General features: G+C 41.7%; 16 protein-coding genes and 1 riboswitch. Of the genes, 7 read left to right on the forward strand and 9 right to left on the reverse strand.

Annotated elements, in window-relative coordinates; translation table 11 throughout:
* The first annotated feature begins 6 nt into the window (after positions 1-6).
* Both QZZ43_RS08680 and QZZ43_RS08685 read left to right on the forward strand, forming a co-directional pair.
* The gene (locus QZZ43_RS08680; RefSeq protein ID WP_291857981.1) at positions 7-162 is read left to right on the forward strand and encodes a hypothetical protein; all 156 of its coding nucleotides are present in this window, start codon (positions 7-9) and stop codon (positions 160-162) included.
* A gap of 72 nt (positions 163-234) precedes the next feature.
* Positions 235-492 carry a hypothetical protein gene (locus QZZ43_RS08685; RefSeq protein WP_291857967.1) on the forward strand — a complete coding sequence of 86 codons (258 nt, stop codon included), beginning with the start codon at positions 235-237 and terminating at the stop codon, positions 490-492.
* A 250-nt stretch (positions 493-742) separates the two neighbouring features.
* Here the strand turns inward: QZZ43_RS08685 and QZZ43_RS08690 are convergent, their stop codons facing one another.
* The 5 genes from QZZ43_RS08690 to thiM form a co-directional block, all read right to left on the reverse strand.
* The gene (locus tag QZZ43_RS08690; protein WP_291857968.1) at positions 743-1183 is read right to left on the reverse strand and encodes a hypothetical protein; all 441 of its coding nucleotides are present in this window, start codon (positions 1181-1183) and stop codon (positions 743-745) included.
* Between the two features lie 227 nt (positions 1184-1410).
* Positions 1411-2082: a thiaminase II gene (tenA, locus tag QZZ43_RS08695; RefSeq protein WP_291857969.1), complete on the reverse strand. Its 672-nt coding sequence runs from the start codon at positions 2080-2082 to the stop codon at positions 1411-1413.
* On the reverse strand, positions 2079-2894 hold the full coding sequence (gene thiD, locus QZZ43_RS08700; protein ID WP_291857970.1) for a bifunctional hydroxymethylpyrimidine kinase/phosphomethylpyrimidine kinase: 816 nt from the start codon (positions 2892-2894) through the stop codon (positions 2079-2081). The genes tenA and thiD overlap by 4 nt, the downstream gene beginning before the upstream one ends.
* Positions 2891-3541: a thiamine phosphate synthase gene (gene thiE / locus QZZ43_RS08705; protein WP_291857971.1), complete on the reverse strand. Its 651-nt coding sequence runs from the start codon at positions 3539-3541 to the stop codon at positions 2891-2893. Before thiE ends, thiD begins: the two co-directional genes overlap by 4 nt.
* Positions 3538-4332: a hydroxyethylthiazole kinase gene (gene thiM / locus QZZ43_RS08710; RefSeq protein ID WP_291857972.1), complete on the reverse strand. Its 795-nt coding sequence runs from the start codon at positions 4330-4332 to the stop codon at positions 3538-3540. Before thiM ends, thiE begins: the two co-directional genes overlap by 4 nt.
* A gap of 101 nt (positions 4333-4433) precedes the next feature.
* Positions 4434-4526: riboswitch (TPP riboswitch) on the reverse strand.
* Positions 4527-4667: 141 nt separating this feature from the next.
* On the opposite strand from thiM, the gene QZZ43_RS08715 reads away from it, so the two are divergent.
* Positions 4668-4793: a hypothetical protein gene (locus tag QZZ43_RS08715; RefSeq protein WP_258176729.1), complete on the forward strand. Its 126-nt coding sequence runs from the start codon at positions 4668-4670 to the stop codon at positions 4791-4793.
* A 7-nt stretch (positions 4794-4800) separates the two neighbouring features.
* Here QZZ43_RS08715 and QZZ43_RS08720 read toward each other — a convergent pair whose 3' ends face one another.
* The 3 genes from QZZ43_RS08720 to QZZ43_RS08730 all read right to left on the reverse strand — a co-directional run bounded on the left by QZZ43_RS08720 (position 4801) and on the right by QZZ43_RS08730 (position 8089).
* Complete coding sequence (locus tag QZZ43_RS08720; protein WP_291857973.1) at positions 4801-6765, reverse strand: dihydrofolate reductase; 1965 nt, start codon at positions 6763-6765, stop codon at positions 4801-4803.
* A gap of 104 nt (positions 6766-6869) precedes the next feature.
* Positions 6870-7274: a thioesterase family protein gene (locus tag QZZ43_RS08725; protein WP_291857974.1), complete on the reverse strand. Its 405-nt coding sequence runs from the start codon at positions 7272-7274 to the stop codon at positions 6870-6872.
* Between the two features lie 5 nt (positions 7275-7279).
* Entirely contained in the window at positions 7280-8089 is an 810-nt protein-coding gene (locus tag QZZ43_RS08730; protein WP_291857975.1) for an SDR family oxidoreductase, read from the reverse strand.
* 359 nt (positions 8090-8448) lie between these two features.
* On the opposite strand from QZZ43_RS08730, the gene QZZ43_RS08735 reads away from it, so the two are divergent.
* The 3 genes from QZZ43_RS08735 to QZZ43_RS08745 all read left to right on the forward strand — a co-directional run bounded on the left by QZZ43_RS08735 (position 8449) and on the right by QZZ43_RS08745 (position 12474).
* The gene (locus tag QZZ43_RS08735; RefSeq protein WP_291857976.1) at positions 8449-10602 is read left to right on the forward strand and encodes a TonB-dependent receptor; all 2154 of its coding nucleotides are present in this window, start codon (positions 8449-8451) and stop codon (positions 10600-10602) included.
* A 162-nt stretch (positions 10603-10764) separates the two neighbouring features.
* Entirely contained in the window at positions 10765-11394 is a 630-nt protein-coding gene (locus QZZ43_RS08740) for a hypothetical protein (protein WP_291857977.1), read from the forward strand.
* 42 nt (positions 11395-11436) lie between these two features.
* Positions 11437-12474: a sensor histidine kinase gene (locus tag QZZ43_RS08745; RefSeq protein ID WP_291857978.1), complete on the forward strand. Its 1038-nt coding sequence runs from the start codon at positions 11437-11439 to the stop codon at positions 12472-12474.
* 85 nt (positions 12475-12559) lie between these two features.
* Here QZZ43_RS08745 and QZZ43_RS08750 read toward each other — a convergent pair whose 3' ends face one another.
* A complete protein-coding gene (locus tag QZZ43_RS08750) occupies positions 12560-12964 on the reverse strand; it encodes a response regulator (RefSeq protein WP_291857979.1) in 405 nt (134 codons plus the stop codon).
* Between the two features lie 223 nt (positions 12965-13187).
* Here QZZ43_RS08750 and QZZ43_RS08755 point away from each other — a divergent pair, with 223 nt between their 5' ends.
* Positions 13188-15824, forward strand: coding sequence for a serine hydrolase (locus QZZ43_RS08755; RefSeq protein WP_291857980.1), 2637 nt, complete (start codon positions 13188-13190; stop codon positions 15822-15824).
* The last annotated feature ends 34 nt before the right edge of the window (positions 15825-15858 follow it).

Genomic DNA, 15858 nt, shown 5'->3' on the forward strand with positions numbered 1-15858 from the left:
ACCATCGTGGGTATTGTTAAATGCTTTAACCCCAAGTGTGTGACCAATAATGAAGCGGTGACCACTCATTTTAAAGTAATCAACAAGAAAGATGTTGCTTTGAGGTGTCATTATTGTGAAAAGATAACTACTCAGGAAGAACTTAGATTTGAGGCTTCGTAAAACCAAAGTTCACAGGAGCCCCCTAAATCCCCTAATGAGCCTCTTAAATCCTCCCAAGGGAGACTTTGAAAAATGGAGCTTTTTTTGGATGCTATTGGGGAGAAGATACTGGAATTAAAGTGGTTAGGTATTAAACCTCAAAAATTCCTTGTTTGGAATGGGGGGAGTACAATCCTATGCATCCCCGATGTATCGGTTACAGCCCAGGAGGAGGACAACAGTATGTTAACAAACACTATCGACCAAAAGAATATGAATGGCATTGGCGATACTTTTACTGCTTCCGTTGCCCTGGCTGTTATATATTTGCAAGTGGTAGTCTGTATTTAATGCTTGACACGAAACAATGCATCTGGCGGAGCAAACTCACGAGATATTAAAATAAAAAAAGCTGAAATACCACTACGGGTGTTTCAGCTTTTTTATTTAAACAGGTTTCTTATTCAATAGACCGTTAGATTTTCAGATATTAGATGTAAGACGGATTGTATCATATTGAAAAACAACTATTTAACACCTTGAGTGTTATTGTTTCAAACAATTGCCTGCCAGGCTGTTACGAAAGTTTAACGGAGTATTGTTATTTAAACAGGTAAACTTTTCGTTCCTGATTGTCGGGAATACCAATAATATTGTTGATATAGCCACTCTCTTTTTCGAGTGCATCACGTTTAACAAAACCTTCTCCCATGGGCATACATGCGTCCCACGCTCCCGATTGTGCACAATCTTCCCAGCTGGTCACCAATACAACGGTGTGGATGCCAACAACCATAAGTGCATGGGTGTAATCCATTGCTTTAGTAAAGGTTTCACTCACATTTTCTCCGGTTAGCGTGATTGTTTCATCGGCTTGTTGTGCCGCCAGTTCACCAATAGAAATGATAGGATTGTGGTCGTTGACCTCCACTTCCTGAAAGTTAATTATGCCATCCAGAAAACCGGTAATGGTGTCTGTGTTCGACTGGGCACCAGCCATCACAGAAAAACTCATGAAAAGTGCAAAGAATAATTTCTTCATAGTTAATTGTTTTTTTTTTGAGTTGAATTAATTCATGTAAAAATAGGGAATTTTTAGTTGGTCGTCCAGAAATCTTTAAAATTTAAAAACATTGGTGTAGGTTTAAAAGATTGAGATTGCTTCACTGTGTTCGAAATGAAATTTATTCGAAATACGAGGGGAGCTCACTGCGAGAGAAGCAAGGCAATCAAATGGGCTAAACAAAATTTCTGCGGACCAAAAGTCGTTTAAAAATTAAAAGCTTCAGAAAAAAAGGCCTTTTCATATTCACAACTTTGCCTGAAAGAGTCTCGCATTGCATCTAATTGAAGAGGAGATGCGTGTTCCATTAATTTTTCGGCAATCAGAATAAACTGTTGTACATACCTGCCATAAATCTCGCCGGCATATGTATCCATCCATTTCTGATAGGGATTATCTTCAATGGCTCTTTCCCTGATTTTCAAACCGGTTTCCCGGTAAACCCAAAAACAAGGTAACAATGCAGCCACTGCTTCAGGATAAGATGCATTGAATGCTGTATTCAGCAAGAAAGAGGTGTATTGGCTGCAAATATTCGACATTTTCGCGGGCCTTTTAACATCAAAAAATGGAAGCAATTCACTATGAAGAAAGCGCTCTATTTCCAGTCCGTCTCTGGCCATGCTCAGAAAAAAGTCAAAATCTTCATTGGAATCTGAGCGACCGGCAGTGATGGCAAATGCCCGTGCATCTTTTTCAATGTAAAGAATATCCTGCCCCAGATAGTGACGAAATGATTTTTTTGATAGCGTTCCCTCTGCCAGTTGAGTACAAAATGGGTGATTGATGATTTCCGCTATAACACACTCCGTATCAGACCATAATTTGCGGGTGAATGGTCCGGCAGGGAGGCAGTCAGGGATAAAATTCTGAGTCATAAATTTCTCCACAAATTATAAAAATGATGAACGGGGCCGTGTCCCTGACCTAATTTGAAGTCTTTACCGGCTTGTATGGCACTACTGATGTAATCTTTTCCTTTGCCAACAGCCTGTTCCAGAGGTTTATCCAACGCTAGAAATGAAGCAATGGCTGAGGACAGTGTGCAACCGGTGCCATGCGTATTCAGAGTCGAGATGCGTTGAGACTCCAGAAAAATTTGATTTTTACTTTCTGCATTATAGAAAACATCCACCAGTTTTTCATCACTCAAATGCCCGGCTTTCAACAGTACCGAAACGGTATCGTTTAAGGATAATCGGGCAGCAGCCTCAGGGAGTTCGGATTGGGTTGTGAGCCTTTGCCTTAGAAGAATTTCGGCTTCGGGAATATTAGGGGTTATTATCCTTGCCAATGGCAATAAAATTTCCTGTAGTGCCTGTATGGCTTCATCCTGAAGTAATTTGTCACCAGAAGTAGCTACCATTACCGGGTCAATCACCAGGTTTTTGATTTGGTATTGCTGAACTTTTTTGGCAACTAATTCAATGACCTCAGAGGAGTGGAGCATGCCCACTTTTACTGCCTGAGCACCAATATCTTTCATTACCGCATCTATTTGCTTTTCAATGGTTGACAACGGGACCGGAGAAATATCAAAAACTCCTTGTGTGTTTTGGGCAGTGATGGCTGTGATTACCGACATCCCGTAGCACCCGCATGCCGAAAAAGTTTTCAGGTCGGCCTGAATTCCGGCCCCTCCGCCACTGTCACTTCCTGCGATGGTCAGTACGGTGTTGTATTGCTTCATAATCTGGATTCTTGTTTTACTTGTTTGATGACTTCAGCTAACGCCCTTGCAGCAGCTTCAGCATCTTCTGCGGAACAAATTGCTGATACCACAGAAACCCCATTTGTCCCTGTCCGAAGTACATCCGTTACATTGGATAGATTAATACCACCAATGGCAACAGATAGGTGTTTGGAATTGTGTGCAATTTCAGATGTTCCTTTTAAACCTAATCCCTTTTCAAGTTCTTTCTTGGTAGGAGTGGTAAACACAGGACTGATGCCTATGTAATCAATGTCAGCTTCATTGGCCTCCTTCAGTTGTTTCTCTTTTTCGATGGATAATCCGATGATTTTGTCGGGTCCCAATAGTCGACGGGCCATCTCCCAGTGCATATCACTTTGTCCCAGGTGTACTCCGTCTGCATCAATTGCCAGAGCCACATCTACACGATCGTTGATAACCAATGGAATGCCATGATGCCGGAGAAAAGACTTTATTTCAAGTGCTTCCTGAATGAAATCGCGGGTAGAAGCACTCTTTTCCCTCAATTGTACCATGGTTACTCCGCCTTTTACCGCTTTTTCCACAATTTCCCGTAGCGGACGGCCCAACGAAAGGTCCCGGTCGGTAACCAGATAGAGATCCAACTTAAAAGGTTTTCTCATAATTTTAAGTGTTTCACAATATCATTCTCGTTCATAGAATAAAGAGAATCAAGAAAATGTGATTGAAATGTTCCCGGCCCTTTAGCCAGTGGCAGGGTCATTTCTCCGGCTACCGCCATGATGGCCATTGCCGTAGCGGCGGCTTCGAGGGAGGTCGGGCAAACAGCAGCAACAGCCCCCGTTAATGTGGTGGCTGTACATCCCATTCCTGTTACTTTAGGCATCAGAGGAATATCATTTTTGATGGAAAGAACTTTAGCTCCATCGGTAATAAAATCGGTGGGTCCGCTGATACTTACAACTGCTCCGGATTCTTTGGCCAGAGTTTTGGCAAGTTCAACTGCTTTTTCCGACGACTCGGTACTGTCCACCCCTTTGGTTTTAACATCACTGCTGATGAGAGCCATGATTTCCGAGGCATTTCCTCGAATAATGGTGGGTCGGCACTCCGCTATGATTTTATGACAAGTTTGGGTGCGAAAATCAGTGGCTCCGGCACCAACAGGGTCAAGAATTACGGGGATTCCTCTTTTTTGTGCTGTTTTTCCGGCGATCAACATGCCTTCAATCCATTCTTTGCTCAAAGTCCCGATGTTGATAACCAACGCGGAAGCAATGCCAGCCATGGCTTCCATTTCTTCAGGGGCATGGGCCATTACCGGGCTGGCCCCTATCGACAGGAGGGCATTGGCAGTATTGTTCATCACCACATAGTTGGTAATGTTGTGAACCAAAGGAGCCTGGTCTCTCAGTTTTTGCAGGTTTTCGCTGACACTCTTTGCTGTAATCATAGTTTTTTTTTAATCGGTTTAACCGGGAAACAGCATAAAAAAAGCTGTTCTGCAGAGGCAAAACAGCATTCAATGGAGTGTATCTTTCGAGAAAAATAATGGTCCCTGAGTTCCTGTTTCCCTACGCTGTAATTATACATATCAGGTGAAAGGGTTTGTTCTCAGCCCCATACGGAGCACCCCTAACAGTTTATGAATACAAATTTAAACAAAAATATCTATTTAGGGTAAGCACAACGAAGTAGTTGGCATTTTCTTTTAAAGACTAATTAGTCTCTGTCCATAAACTAAGCGTTTTTCAAGTGTTTTAACTAGAAAGTTCAAATTCAAGGCGTGTGAAAAATCTAAACCGCAGTCCCGAAGTAGCTTTTGTAAGGTTTTTTGAACAAAAAACCAACAAAAAGCACAATCGGGATGAGGATTTAGATTTTGAGCAACAACGCAGAAGTTGGACTTTATAGACAAACACTAATTAGGAAGCCATGAATGTTCCCGGCTATACCGCATCATCTGTTCGGCGTATCCTTCTGTGTAATCGGGGTGGATATTCACAATATTTCCCTTCTCATCCTTTTCAACCCGGTAAACCGGATTGATAAAGCCACTGTATGGAGCCAGATTCAGCTTTTTGTATCTCTCCAGAACTTCTGCATGTATCTCCCGGTCTATCTTAACGCCATAGGCTTCTACCAAATTTTTGGCTGTGTCGAAATCTCCTTCAGATTTAACCCGCTGAATTTCGGCGAGCAATTGTGCAAAAAGTTTTCGTAAAGCCTGATAATCGTTAATGATAAAATAGGTTTTGCCATTTTTCGATACTTTTTCGATGACATTATCGGCTTTACCTTTCTCAAATGCCCGGGAAGCAATCAACTGGCGGTTGCGCATGTGGGCCTGTTCTATGCTGTCGCCCAACGAAATGCGGGTGATCTGAGTCAGGAGACCATTGCGAATGTAATTGTCGTATTCGGCTTTGAATGCTTCTTCGTCGGGGAGGAGGCCCAGTTCAATAAGCTTTTTATCACCCATATAATAAAGGGAAAAAAGGTCGGCGCGGGTTTCTTCAATTACGGCACCATACGCTTTCAGTTCATCTCCGTTGATACCTTCGAGCAACTGGCCGGAGCCATGCCCAAGGCACTCATGCAAATCGATATGCAGGTTGGTTGCCTGAAAGCCGTATTTTTTATGTCTTTCAACTTCCTCCTCCGAATAGCAGAATTCCTCCAAAAAACCGGTTCCTTTGGCTGCCTGGTCGTAGGCATAAGTGATATTCTCGATGGTCACCGATTTGGAACCGTACTCTTTTCGAATCCAGTCGGCATTGGGCAGGTTGATGCCTATGGGCGTGTGGGGATAGCAATCGCCACCCAGCATAGCCACATTGATGACTTTAGCCGAAACTCCGCGCACTTGCTTTTTCTTAAATCGCGGGTCGGTGGGAGAGTGGTCTTCAAACCATTGGGCATTTTTACTGATGATTTCCGTGCGTTGGGTGGCTTCCATATTTTTGAAATTAACCACACTTTCCCAGCTGGCTTTTAATCCCAGCGGGTCTCCATAGGTTTCAATAAAACCGTTGATGAAATCCACCTGCGATTCCTGATCCTGCAGCCATTCAATGTTGTATTCGTCGAAGGTGCGAAGGTTGCCTGTTGTGTAAAAATCTATCAGAAGGGAAATGACCTTTTTTTGTCGGTTGTTTTCAGCAACGATGAGTGCTTTCTCCAGCCAGAAAACTATTTTTTCTATTGCAGCAGAATAGAGACCCCCAATCTTCCATGTTTTTTCAACCATCTGACCATTTTCTTTTGTCAGAAGTGAGTTCATGCCATGTGAAACAGGTGCATTATCCTCAGGGTTCTTTTTTGATGCATAATACTCCTCAGCCTCCTGTTGCGATACTCCTTCGTAATAATAATTTGCTGAAGTAAGTAGTAAATCTTCATTCTCGTTCTGATTTACACGCCTGGCATCAATTTCAGGATCAAAAAGGATTGGAATCAGTCGGTTTAATAAATCATTCTTTGATTCATTGGACTTCAGTGGAAGTTGTTTTTCATCAGTGTTTTCCACTATTTGCCTGAAAAAATCATTACTAAATCCGGGCTCCATCTTGGCCGTTGAGTAGTGATGATGAATCCCGTTCGAAAACCAAACTCTTTTCAGGTATATTTCCAGAGCCATGAACTCATTTCCCGACCTGTCACCACGATAACTTTCATATACAGCCTCCAGTGTTCTTCTGATGGTTAAATTGTGCTTGTAATTCTGGTCAAACAAAATATCACGTCCTTCAACAGCAGCCTGCGAAAGGTAATAAATGAGTTCTTTTTGTTTTAGCGTCAAATCCTCAAATCCTGAAACCGGGTATCTGAGGATTCGTAAATCGGCAAATTGTTCAACGAAAAATGAAAATGTATTATTGCTCATGTAGGTGTTTGTAGTTTTTCTTTTAATTTTCTAATAGTTAGCATCTTAATCTCTTGTGTTTCGTTGCAGGTCAATGTAGAAAACACCCGTAAATGCTATTAATCCTAAAAATAAGGCCCGACTAGATCTGCCAGATAATTGGGAATTCTTGTAGGCCTGCGGGTTTCTGCATTGAGAAAAGCCAGAACCGTTTCGCCCGAGACCAGTAGTTTTTCCTTTTCATTGTAAATATTGTACTTGAAACGAATGCGGGAGGTGGGATACTCCTCAATAAAGGTTTCGATGGTTATTTCTTCGTCGTAAACCGCCGGATGATGGTATTTCACATGCAATTCGGATAGGGGAAGCAGAATACCTTCCTCTTCAATTTTGCTGTAGGGCACACCCAGGTCGCGAAACATCTCTGTACGGCCTACTTCAAAATAGGAGGGGTAAACAGCATTATTGACAATACCCATCTGGTCGGTTTCCCCGTAACGTACACGGACTTTGGTAGTATGTTTGAGCATGATAGTTATTTAAAAGGTGAATCGGGTTCTTTGGCCATGTGGCTGTAAGATAGTTTTTCTATCAAAGACGGCCACCATTTACTAAGAAAAACAGTCAGTTTGCCTTCTTTAAAGGTCAGAATAAGTGTCCGCTTTCTCTTGATAATGGCTTTGGCCAGATGACGGGCCACTTCTTCAGCACTCATCATTTTATCTTCGGCACGAGGCGTTTCTCCCTGGTTGGTTCCATTGGCTGTTAGGGCCGCTTTACGTACGTTGGATGCGGTAAATCCCGGAGCCGCGATAAGCACATGAAGCCCTGTTTTCAGATTTTCGGTGCGCAGGGTTTGCAAAAATCCGTGCATGGCAAACTTGGACGCCGAATAGCCTGTTCTTCCGGGCAATCCGATAAAGCCAGCAATGGATGAAACGCCAACCACCGAACCTTTGGTTTCCAACAAATAGGGGAGAGCATATTTGGTGCAATATACGGTTCCCCAGAAATTGACATCCATAAGCTGCTTTAAAACTGAAAGGTCTAAATCCTTAAAAAGAGCTCGCATGGATATTCCTGCATTGTTTACCAGAATGTCAATTTTTCCATACCGCTGAACCGTTTCATCAATCAATATTTTGCAATCCTTTTCTTTGCTGACATCTGTAGGCATAACCAGCACTTCATGGCCTGCGTCACTTAGTTCTTGCTCAATTTCAGCAAGTTTGTCTGCACGCCTGGCTGCAAGGGATAGTTTAGCTCCCCGTGCTGCAAAATCTCTGGCACAAGCCAGACCAATGCCCGAAGAGGCTCCTGTGATGATTATTACTTTATCCTTCATTGGTATATTTAGTTTCCTAAGAAATAAATTGTTGTTGTTTTTTTATTATTGACCACCCCCATTTCATTCGTTTACATTCCGATTTAAAATTTACTTCGGGTGCCTGATCCCGATGAGTTTTTTGAATAAACCAGATTTAAACCCGGGGCACATTTCCAGATTATTAAACATACAAAAATGGACTTTTTTGCCGAAACAAACGAGAATAAACGAGATTTTTAAAACTTTAGGTCTTCCGGTTTGTCAGGAATTATCCCTGTTTATCGTATTCAAACACCAGCTCATCCTTTTTATCTTGCCAAAGGCTTCAATACTATTCAATTTTGCAATGTAAAGTTCAACCAACAAACCATTGCACAATGAAAACCAACCTGAAATTTTTGATATTGATAGTTCCGCTGTTGTTTGTGTATCAATCTGTTTTGGCTCAGACGCTTGTGAAGGGGTGTGTGGCCGATAAAAGAACGGGTGAACCGCTGCCCAGTGTTAATGTCTATGTAAAGGACAGTTATGATGGTACCATTACCGGCCCCGATGGCTGTTATGAACTTTCGGTTCAAAGTGACAGTGATTTTATTCTGGTTTTTAGCTTTGTAGGGTATCAAAGCATTGAGAAAACGGTATTGCCCACCGAAAATATCACTCTTGATATTGAACTGAAAGAAAGTATTACCAATTTAAATGCCGTCACAATTACCGCCGGAAGTTTTGAAGCGGGCGATAAAAAAAGAGCTGCGGTGATGGACCCGATGGATATATATACCACTGCCGGTTCGTTGGGCGATATAGGAACTGCGCTTAAAACACTCCCTGGTACTCAGGTATCTCCTGATGATGGGCGATTACTGGTAAGAGGGGGGGATGCCTCCGAAACCCGTGTTTTGATGGATGGCGTACTGGCTGCAAAACCCTATTATTCCAAAATACCAGATTTACCTACTCGTGGAAGGTTCTCTCCCTCCTTGTTCGAAGGCACATTTTTCAGCACCGGAGGCTATTCTGCAGAGTTTGGGCAAGCTCTTTCTTCCGTTTTGATATTGGAATCACAGGATGTTGCTGTTGAAGAACTGACCAGTCTTTCACTGATGAGCATTGGGGGAGAACTGGCCCGGACTTGGGTAGGGAGTAACCGCTCATTCTCAGCAACAGGGGGCTATTTCAATTTTAGTCCTTACAATTCGTTGGTAAAAAATCATATAGATTGGGAGGAGGATGTGGAGGCATTCAATGCAAATATTAATTACCGCCAAAAAGGAGAGAAAGGTGGGTTGTTCAAATTGTTTGCATCAGGCGACTATGGAGGCCAATCTTTCAAAGTGCCTGATGGCTCGGGAGACATACTGACCATTGATGAGACCGGAGGAAATGTCTATGTTAACAGTACCTATCACCACTCGCTTACAGACAAAACGTTAATGAAGTTAGGAGTCTCCTACACTTACGATGACCAGGATTTTCAGGCCGGGATCCATAATCAGCAGACTGCGGAACGGGTGACTGAAGGGAAAGTCAAACTGATTTCCCAACTGGAGAATGGGTTTAAAATCACTTATGGAGGAGCCTGGCAAAAGACTCTTTTTGATCAAACATATCGCCAGACAGAAAGCGGGTTTTTAATAAATACCAATTTCTCGGACGATTTGCTTTCCGGGTTTGCCGAAGCTGAATGGCGGCTCAACTCCAGAATTGCTTTTCGCCCGGGCCTGCGGTTTGAACACTCCTCACAATCAGATGAACAATTATTCTCACCACGAGTTGCTATGGCAATTTCCACTGGTGAAAACACTACACTGTCAATGGCCTGGGGACATTTTTTTCAGAGTGCTCAGAGTGATTTCCTGAAGTACAACCGGAATATCAACATGCAAAAAGCGGAGCATTTTATTCTTGGGTTACAATCCGGAAGTCTCGCCACAAGGCTTTTCCGTGTAGAAGCATATTATAAAGATTATTCGAAACTTATTACTGGCGAATACAATGATTTTGGAGAGTTTGTTCCTTTTGAGAACAGTGGAAACGGATATGCCAAAGGTGTTGACTTTTTCTATCGCGACAAAACGCTGATCAAAAATACTGATTTCTGGGTTTCTTACTCATTTATCAATTCCGAGCGGAAATTTTTGGACTATACCGAGAAGGTAACTCCGGAATTTATCTCACCTCATACATTTAGTTTTGTGGCCAAGCATTTTGTTTCTCCCATACGGTCGCAGATTGGCCTTACCTGGATGTGGAATTCGGGGCGCCCTTATCATATACCCGGAGATGATGAGTTTATGGGACACACCTCTCCCAATTACAGCGATTTGGGTGCGAATTTAAGCTACCTGACCAGTCTTTTCGGACAATTTACCATTGTACACTTCAGTATGTCAAACGTTCTGGGACGTAAAAATATACTGGGCTACCGAAGAGTTGCCTTGTCGGGCGATGATGGAAATGCATCCCTGATTACCCTAAGGCCTGATGTGGAGCAGTTTATGTTTCTGGGAGTGTTTATCTCTATTAATTAGTGGGTTCGGTTTCAACAGTTTGTTAGAAAAAGCCTAACTCCAGAGATGCTATAACACAAAGATTTTATTAACAGATTGTTGTGTCCAGCCTCCTTTGCCTTATTAATACTTTTTATTCATAGTTCTATCTGCCTTTTATTCAATAATCTAAAACTTATAATTATGAAGACACTTGTTATTTTAATTATGGTTTCGATGATTTCGTATTCTTCTTTTTCTGAAGATTTTGAATCAACAATGAAACAGACCATCACAGAGATGTATCACTCTCAGAATGCGCAAAAACTGGAAAATATTGCCGGAAAATTTTACAGAATCGGCCAGGCTGAAAAAGATAATTGGTTGCCTTATTATTATGCCGCTTATTCGTATGTCAGTATCACCTATCTTCTTGATGATGGCGATGCAATTGACAGTTATCTCGATAAGGCCCAACCCATGCTTGACAAAGCCATTGAGTTGAATCCTGACGAATCGGAAAACTACGTACTTCAGGGATTGATTCATTCCATGCGTATTACGAATCCTATGCGTGGGATGAAATACTCAGCTCTTTCGAATGAGGCACTCGAAAAAGCTGAAAAACTGAATCCGGAGAATCCGCGTCTCTGGCTTTGCAAAGCTCAGAATATTTTCTATACCCCATCAATGTTTGGTGGTGGGGCCGTGAAAGCAAAGCCTGTTTATGAAAAGGCTGCAGAATTATTTGATACCTTTGAACCCAGTAATGCCCTTTGGCCCGGTTGGGGAGAAGAACTAACTACCTCTCAACTTGCCTCTATGTCAGAATAATATAACACCGTACAAAGAGTAGTTTTCCTCAAGAAATTGAAAATGAGCAGCAGAAAAAGTATTGTATTTGAAATTTTATTTTATGGAATTATTTCCATGGCAATTGGAACTTTTTTTCAGTGGGTAAATTGCCCCTACTGTATGACTCAGCCTGTTTTAATACTTCAAAATATGGGGTATTCATTGATGTTGGGATTGGGCCTGTTTTTTAATAAATTTCTTTACGATTTGGCCATCAAACCATATATCTCCTGGATAGATAACCCGTTGCGGGCTGTTCTTATTTCTTTTGGGGTCACAACTTTTTATTCCGGTCTGATTATCTTTTTTACAAACTGGCTTTGGTTTACGGTAGCAAAGGGAATGCCGTTTGGGGATTTTCTTAGCCAACTTCCAGGCATCTGGGTTACCGAGTTTGTTATTCTCTATTTTATTTCGATGTGGTTTTATGCCCGCTCGTTTTTTCTGGATTGGAAAGAGCAGATTAAACAACAGGAGATGCTTAAAAGGGAAGCCCTGGCTGCTAAATATGATGTACTCAAAAGTCAGGTGAGTCCTCATTTCCTTTTCAACAGCCTCAATGTTGCCACTTCGCTGGTTGATAGCAACCCTGAAAATGCTAAACATTTTCTTTCGCAACTCGCCAGTATGTATCGCGATGTTCTGGAACTTCAGGATAAGGACCTGGTTTCCCTGGACAGGGAATTAAAATTGGCTTCCAGGTATCTTTATTTGCAAGAAATGCGGTTTGGAAAATCTTTTCAATTTAGTCTTCCTTCAGATGCTTCGCAAGCCTTTCAGATTGTTCCACTTTCGATTCAACTGCTGATGGAAAATGCATTTAAGCACAACCTTTTTTCCGCAGAAAACCCTATGAAAATAGATGTGCAGTTGCAAGGAAGGCATCTGGTGGTGAGAAACAGCAGAAATGAGCACAATGATACCAGGGATTCACTTAATTTAGGATTGGAAAACCTTAGAGGAAGATATCAATACCTTACCGGAAAGGATATCGATATTATTCATTTTGACGGGGTTTTTGAGGTTCACATTCCACTTATCCATGTTGATACTGCATGACTTTCGCCAGTGGCTCGAAATTATAAAACAAGAAAGCGGATTCCTTAGGTGGAAATCCGCTTTCTATTATTTGAAAATAAGTTTGTTAGCTGTTTAAAAATTTAGATAATGTTTCAATCAGGATCTGTAATCTAATGGGCTTGGCAAGATAATCATCACATCCCGCTTCCATACATTTTTCTCTTTCACCGGACATCACATGGGCTGTTTGTGCAATAATCGGAATATCCGGATTGATTTTTTTAATTTCACGGGTAGCAGTATAACCATCCATTACCGGTAGCTGCAAATCCATTAAAACCAGGTCAACCTGGTTGTCTTTGAACAAATCAATCGCTTGTTGTCCATCTTTGGCCCAAAGAATTTTTGCACTGGTTCGTCGCAGGGCAGCATCAAAGAAAATTTTGTTGGTGTCAACATCTTCCACCACCAATATGACTTTGTCACCCCAGTCCTGGTTTAGTGCATCACTTAAATTCGAATCCGACATAATATATTTAACTTAAAATAGATTTGATACCTTTGCCTTTGGTTTGTCAAAATAACACTTTATTTTTTAATATCCCTTAATATTTCAAAAAAAATATCTGAAGTTTCTTTTTTAAAGTAAGGATTGCTGAAACGTTCTTTTTTTTGTTCTTTTGAGTATCTCTTCCAAACTCAGGAAGTTTGGGTTAACAATGTTAAATGGGCCTTTAAATTGGCATTGTAGAATGAATATTAAGATACTTCACATTATAATATTTTTCTTGTTGTTTTGTTCGGTGACCAGCCGGTTAGAAGCGCAGGATTCTGTCGATTTTTCACTTGCTCAAAGATTGCGCACAACTTCGGTTGACAGTCTTTCGATTGAAGAAAAAGTGGCGTTGATTTTGTTGCCTATAGGAGGGAAGTATGAGCCAAATTTTAATGAGAGAAGAAACTCCTTGAAAGATCCATTTATTGTCTCCAATCATGTATTAAATGTTATCAATGGATTTGAGGAAAGCGTCGCCACTATCCCTTTTCCCGACATCAGAGCAATTTGTACCTTGGATGATAATAGATTCCGTCAGATTTTAAAAGTTGAATTATTGAAAAGTCTTTCTCAACGGAAAGAAAGATTCATTCTTGCCTCCAATGAATATCTTTTCAAGAAAGTTGGTTTATCCTGGAAGGCTCCGGAACTCAGCAAATATAGTTTTGCTTTATGGGTCCTTTCCGGCAATTCAGGAGAAGCCATTCCGATTCCTGCAGTAAATATGCCTGAACTTCTCTTCGAAAAGAATAAGCCTTTGGAGAATAAATCAGATTCTCAGAAGAGAAACATTTTTTTCTCCTGGGGAGAAGAGGTGTCTTCCAGTTCACCTGTCTCTTTTGAAGAGAGAATATCAGAAGGCATTTTGTTTTTAACACAAGATCCGTTGGCTGACTATAAAATGCTGGTTAGGGCCTATCGGAATAATATGCTGATGGAAGAAGACTTAAATTCCGGCTGCAAAAAGATATTGGCCATTTTAAGAAAGGTGAACTGTGATTTAACCCCTGTAGATTCAGTTCCCAAACATATATCTGAACTGGCCCGGAGGCAATCTTTTGAGCAGGGAATAAGGCTTTTTCGTAAAAGGGATGGTGGGTTTTTACCACCAGATTTAGCTAAAGTGAAGGCAGGGATTTTATCTGGTGTGTCGGAAGAGGCTACCTTTTCTTTTAAAAGCATGCTCAACCATCACGTTTCAGTAGAGGACTATGGGGAAAAGGGGGTAAACTATGTTTTTTGGCTTGTTGATGGTCAAAAAATTAGCGAAGCGGCTATAGAGGAGCGACTTTTGGATATTCATAATAACTATCCGGATGCCCGAATTGCAATGATAATGGCAAATTCCGGAAACTATTTTGAGTTTCATTCAATCCCGGATGACCTGGATGCTTTATATACAGGGACCTCTGACTATCCTTTGGTTTGGAATCTTCTGGCACAGGCTGTTGCCGGGGGCCTGCAAATTGGTTATGTAAAGCCTTGTGAAGATTGGTTTACCGCTATCAGGCAGGACTCACGATATATATCTCCCACGCGACTGAAATTCGGAATTCCAGAAGAAGTTGCTATGAGTAGCGATTCACTTACTGTTATTGATTCCATTATGTTTGAGGCAATACAAGCAGAAGCTACCCCCGGCGGCCAGGTGCTAATTGCACGGGATGGGGTGGTGGTGTGGAATCGGAATTACGGGTATCATACCTACGATAAAAAAAGGGAAGTAAAATTTCAACATCTCTATGATTTGGCATCGGTTACAAAGATTACAGCCACTATTCCTTCGTTAATGAAACTCTATGAAAAAGATTTTTGGGCGATGGATGATTCACTGGGGATGTTTTTTCCGGAAGCGGATACCACCGATAAAGCAGGAATAACCCTGGAAGAACTCTTGTTGCACGAGGGTGGGTTGTCTTCCTATATCCCTTTTTATCAGAATGCTATAGACCGTGACCAATTGAATGGAAGTCTTTTTGGAAGGCGTTATTCCTGGTTGTATAATATAAAACTGGACGACTATATATATATGAATCGTACGGTGCGTTATAGAAAAGATGTGTTTCAAAAATCAGATAATGACGAATTTAGCATCCAGGTGGCCAGAAACTTTTTTATGAACAAACATTTTCTGGATTCCATAACCCTTCAGGTGATTGAATCTCCAATGAGAACCCGGCATCGTTATTTGTACAGCGATTTGGGATTTTTCTTCCTGGGGCAGATGGTTCCCCGGCTAACAGGAAAGTCAATGGATGTATTTATGGACTCGGTTTTTTATCAGCCCCTGGGGATGCAACGGACGTCTTTTCTGCCTGCCGGGAAGTTTCCCGCCGAAGAGATTGTTCCAACCGAAATGGACAAAGCATTTCGGAAACAATTGATTCATGGCTGGGTTCACGATCCAGGTGCCGCAATGATGGGAGGGGTTGCGGGTCACGCCGGGTTGTTCTCCAATGCGGTGGATATGGCCAAAATGATGCAGATGTACCTGAATAAAGGAACCTATGGAGGCATGCGGTATTTAAATGAAAGTACGATAGAATATTTTACCAGTTGTCATAGTGAAAACAATCGCCGGGGTTTGGGATTTGATAAACCCGAACCTGATACTGCAAAAGCAAGTCCTGCTTCAGAGTATGCCTCTCCGTCGTCATTCGGTCATAGTGGATTTACAGGAACCCTAGTCTGGGCAGACCCCGGTAACGGGTTGGTTTATGTTTTTCTGTCCAACAGAGTCCATCCTTATCAGTATAATAAGACACTGATTGAGGAAAATATCCGAACAAGGATCCAGGATGCGGCTTACAAAGCCATTATAAAGCGAGAATAATCGGGGTTTCTAAAAACCTCTTACAACTAATTAT

The sequence above is a fragment of the Marinilabilia sp. genome (genome assembly GCF_016278715.1).
In the GTDB taxonomy this organism is placed as follows: Bacteria; Bacteroidota; Bacteroidia; order Bacteroidales; family Marinilabiliaceae; genus Marinilabilia.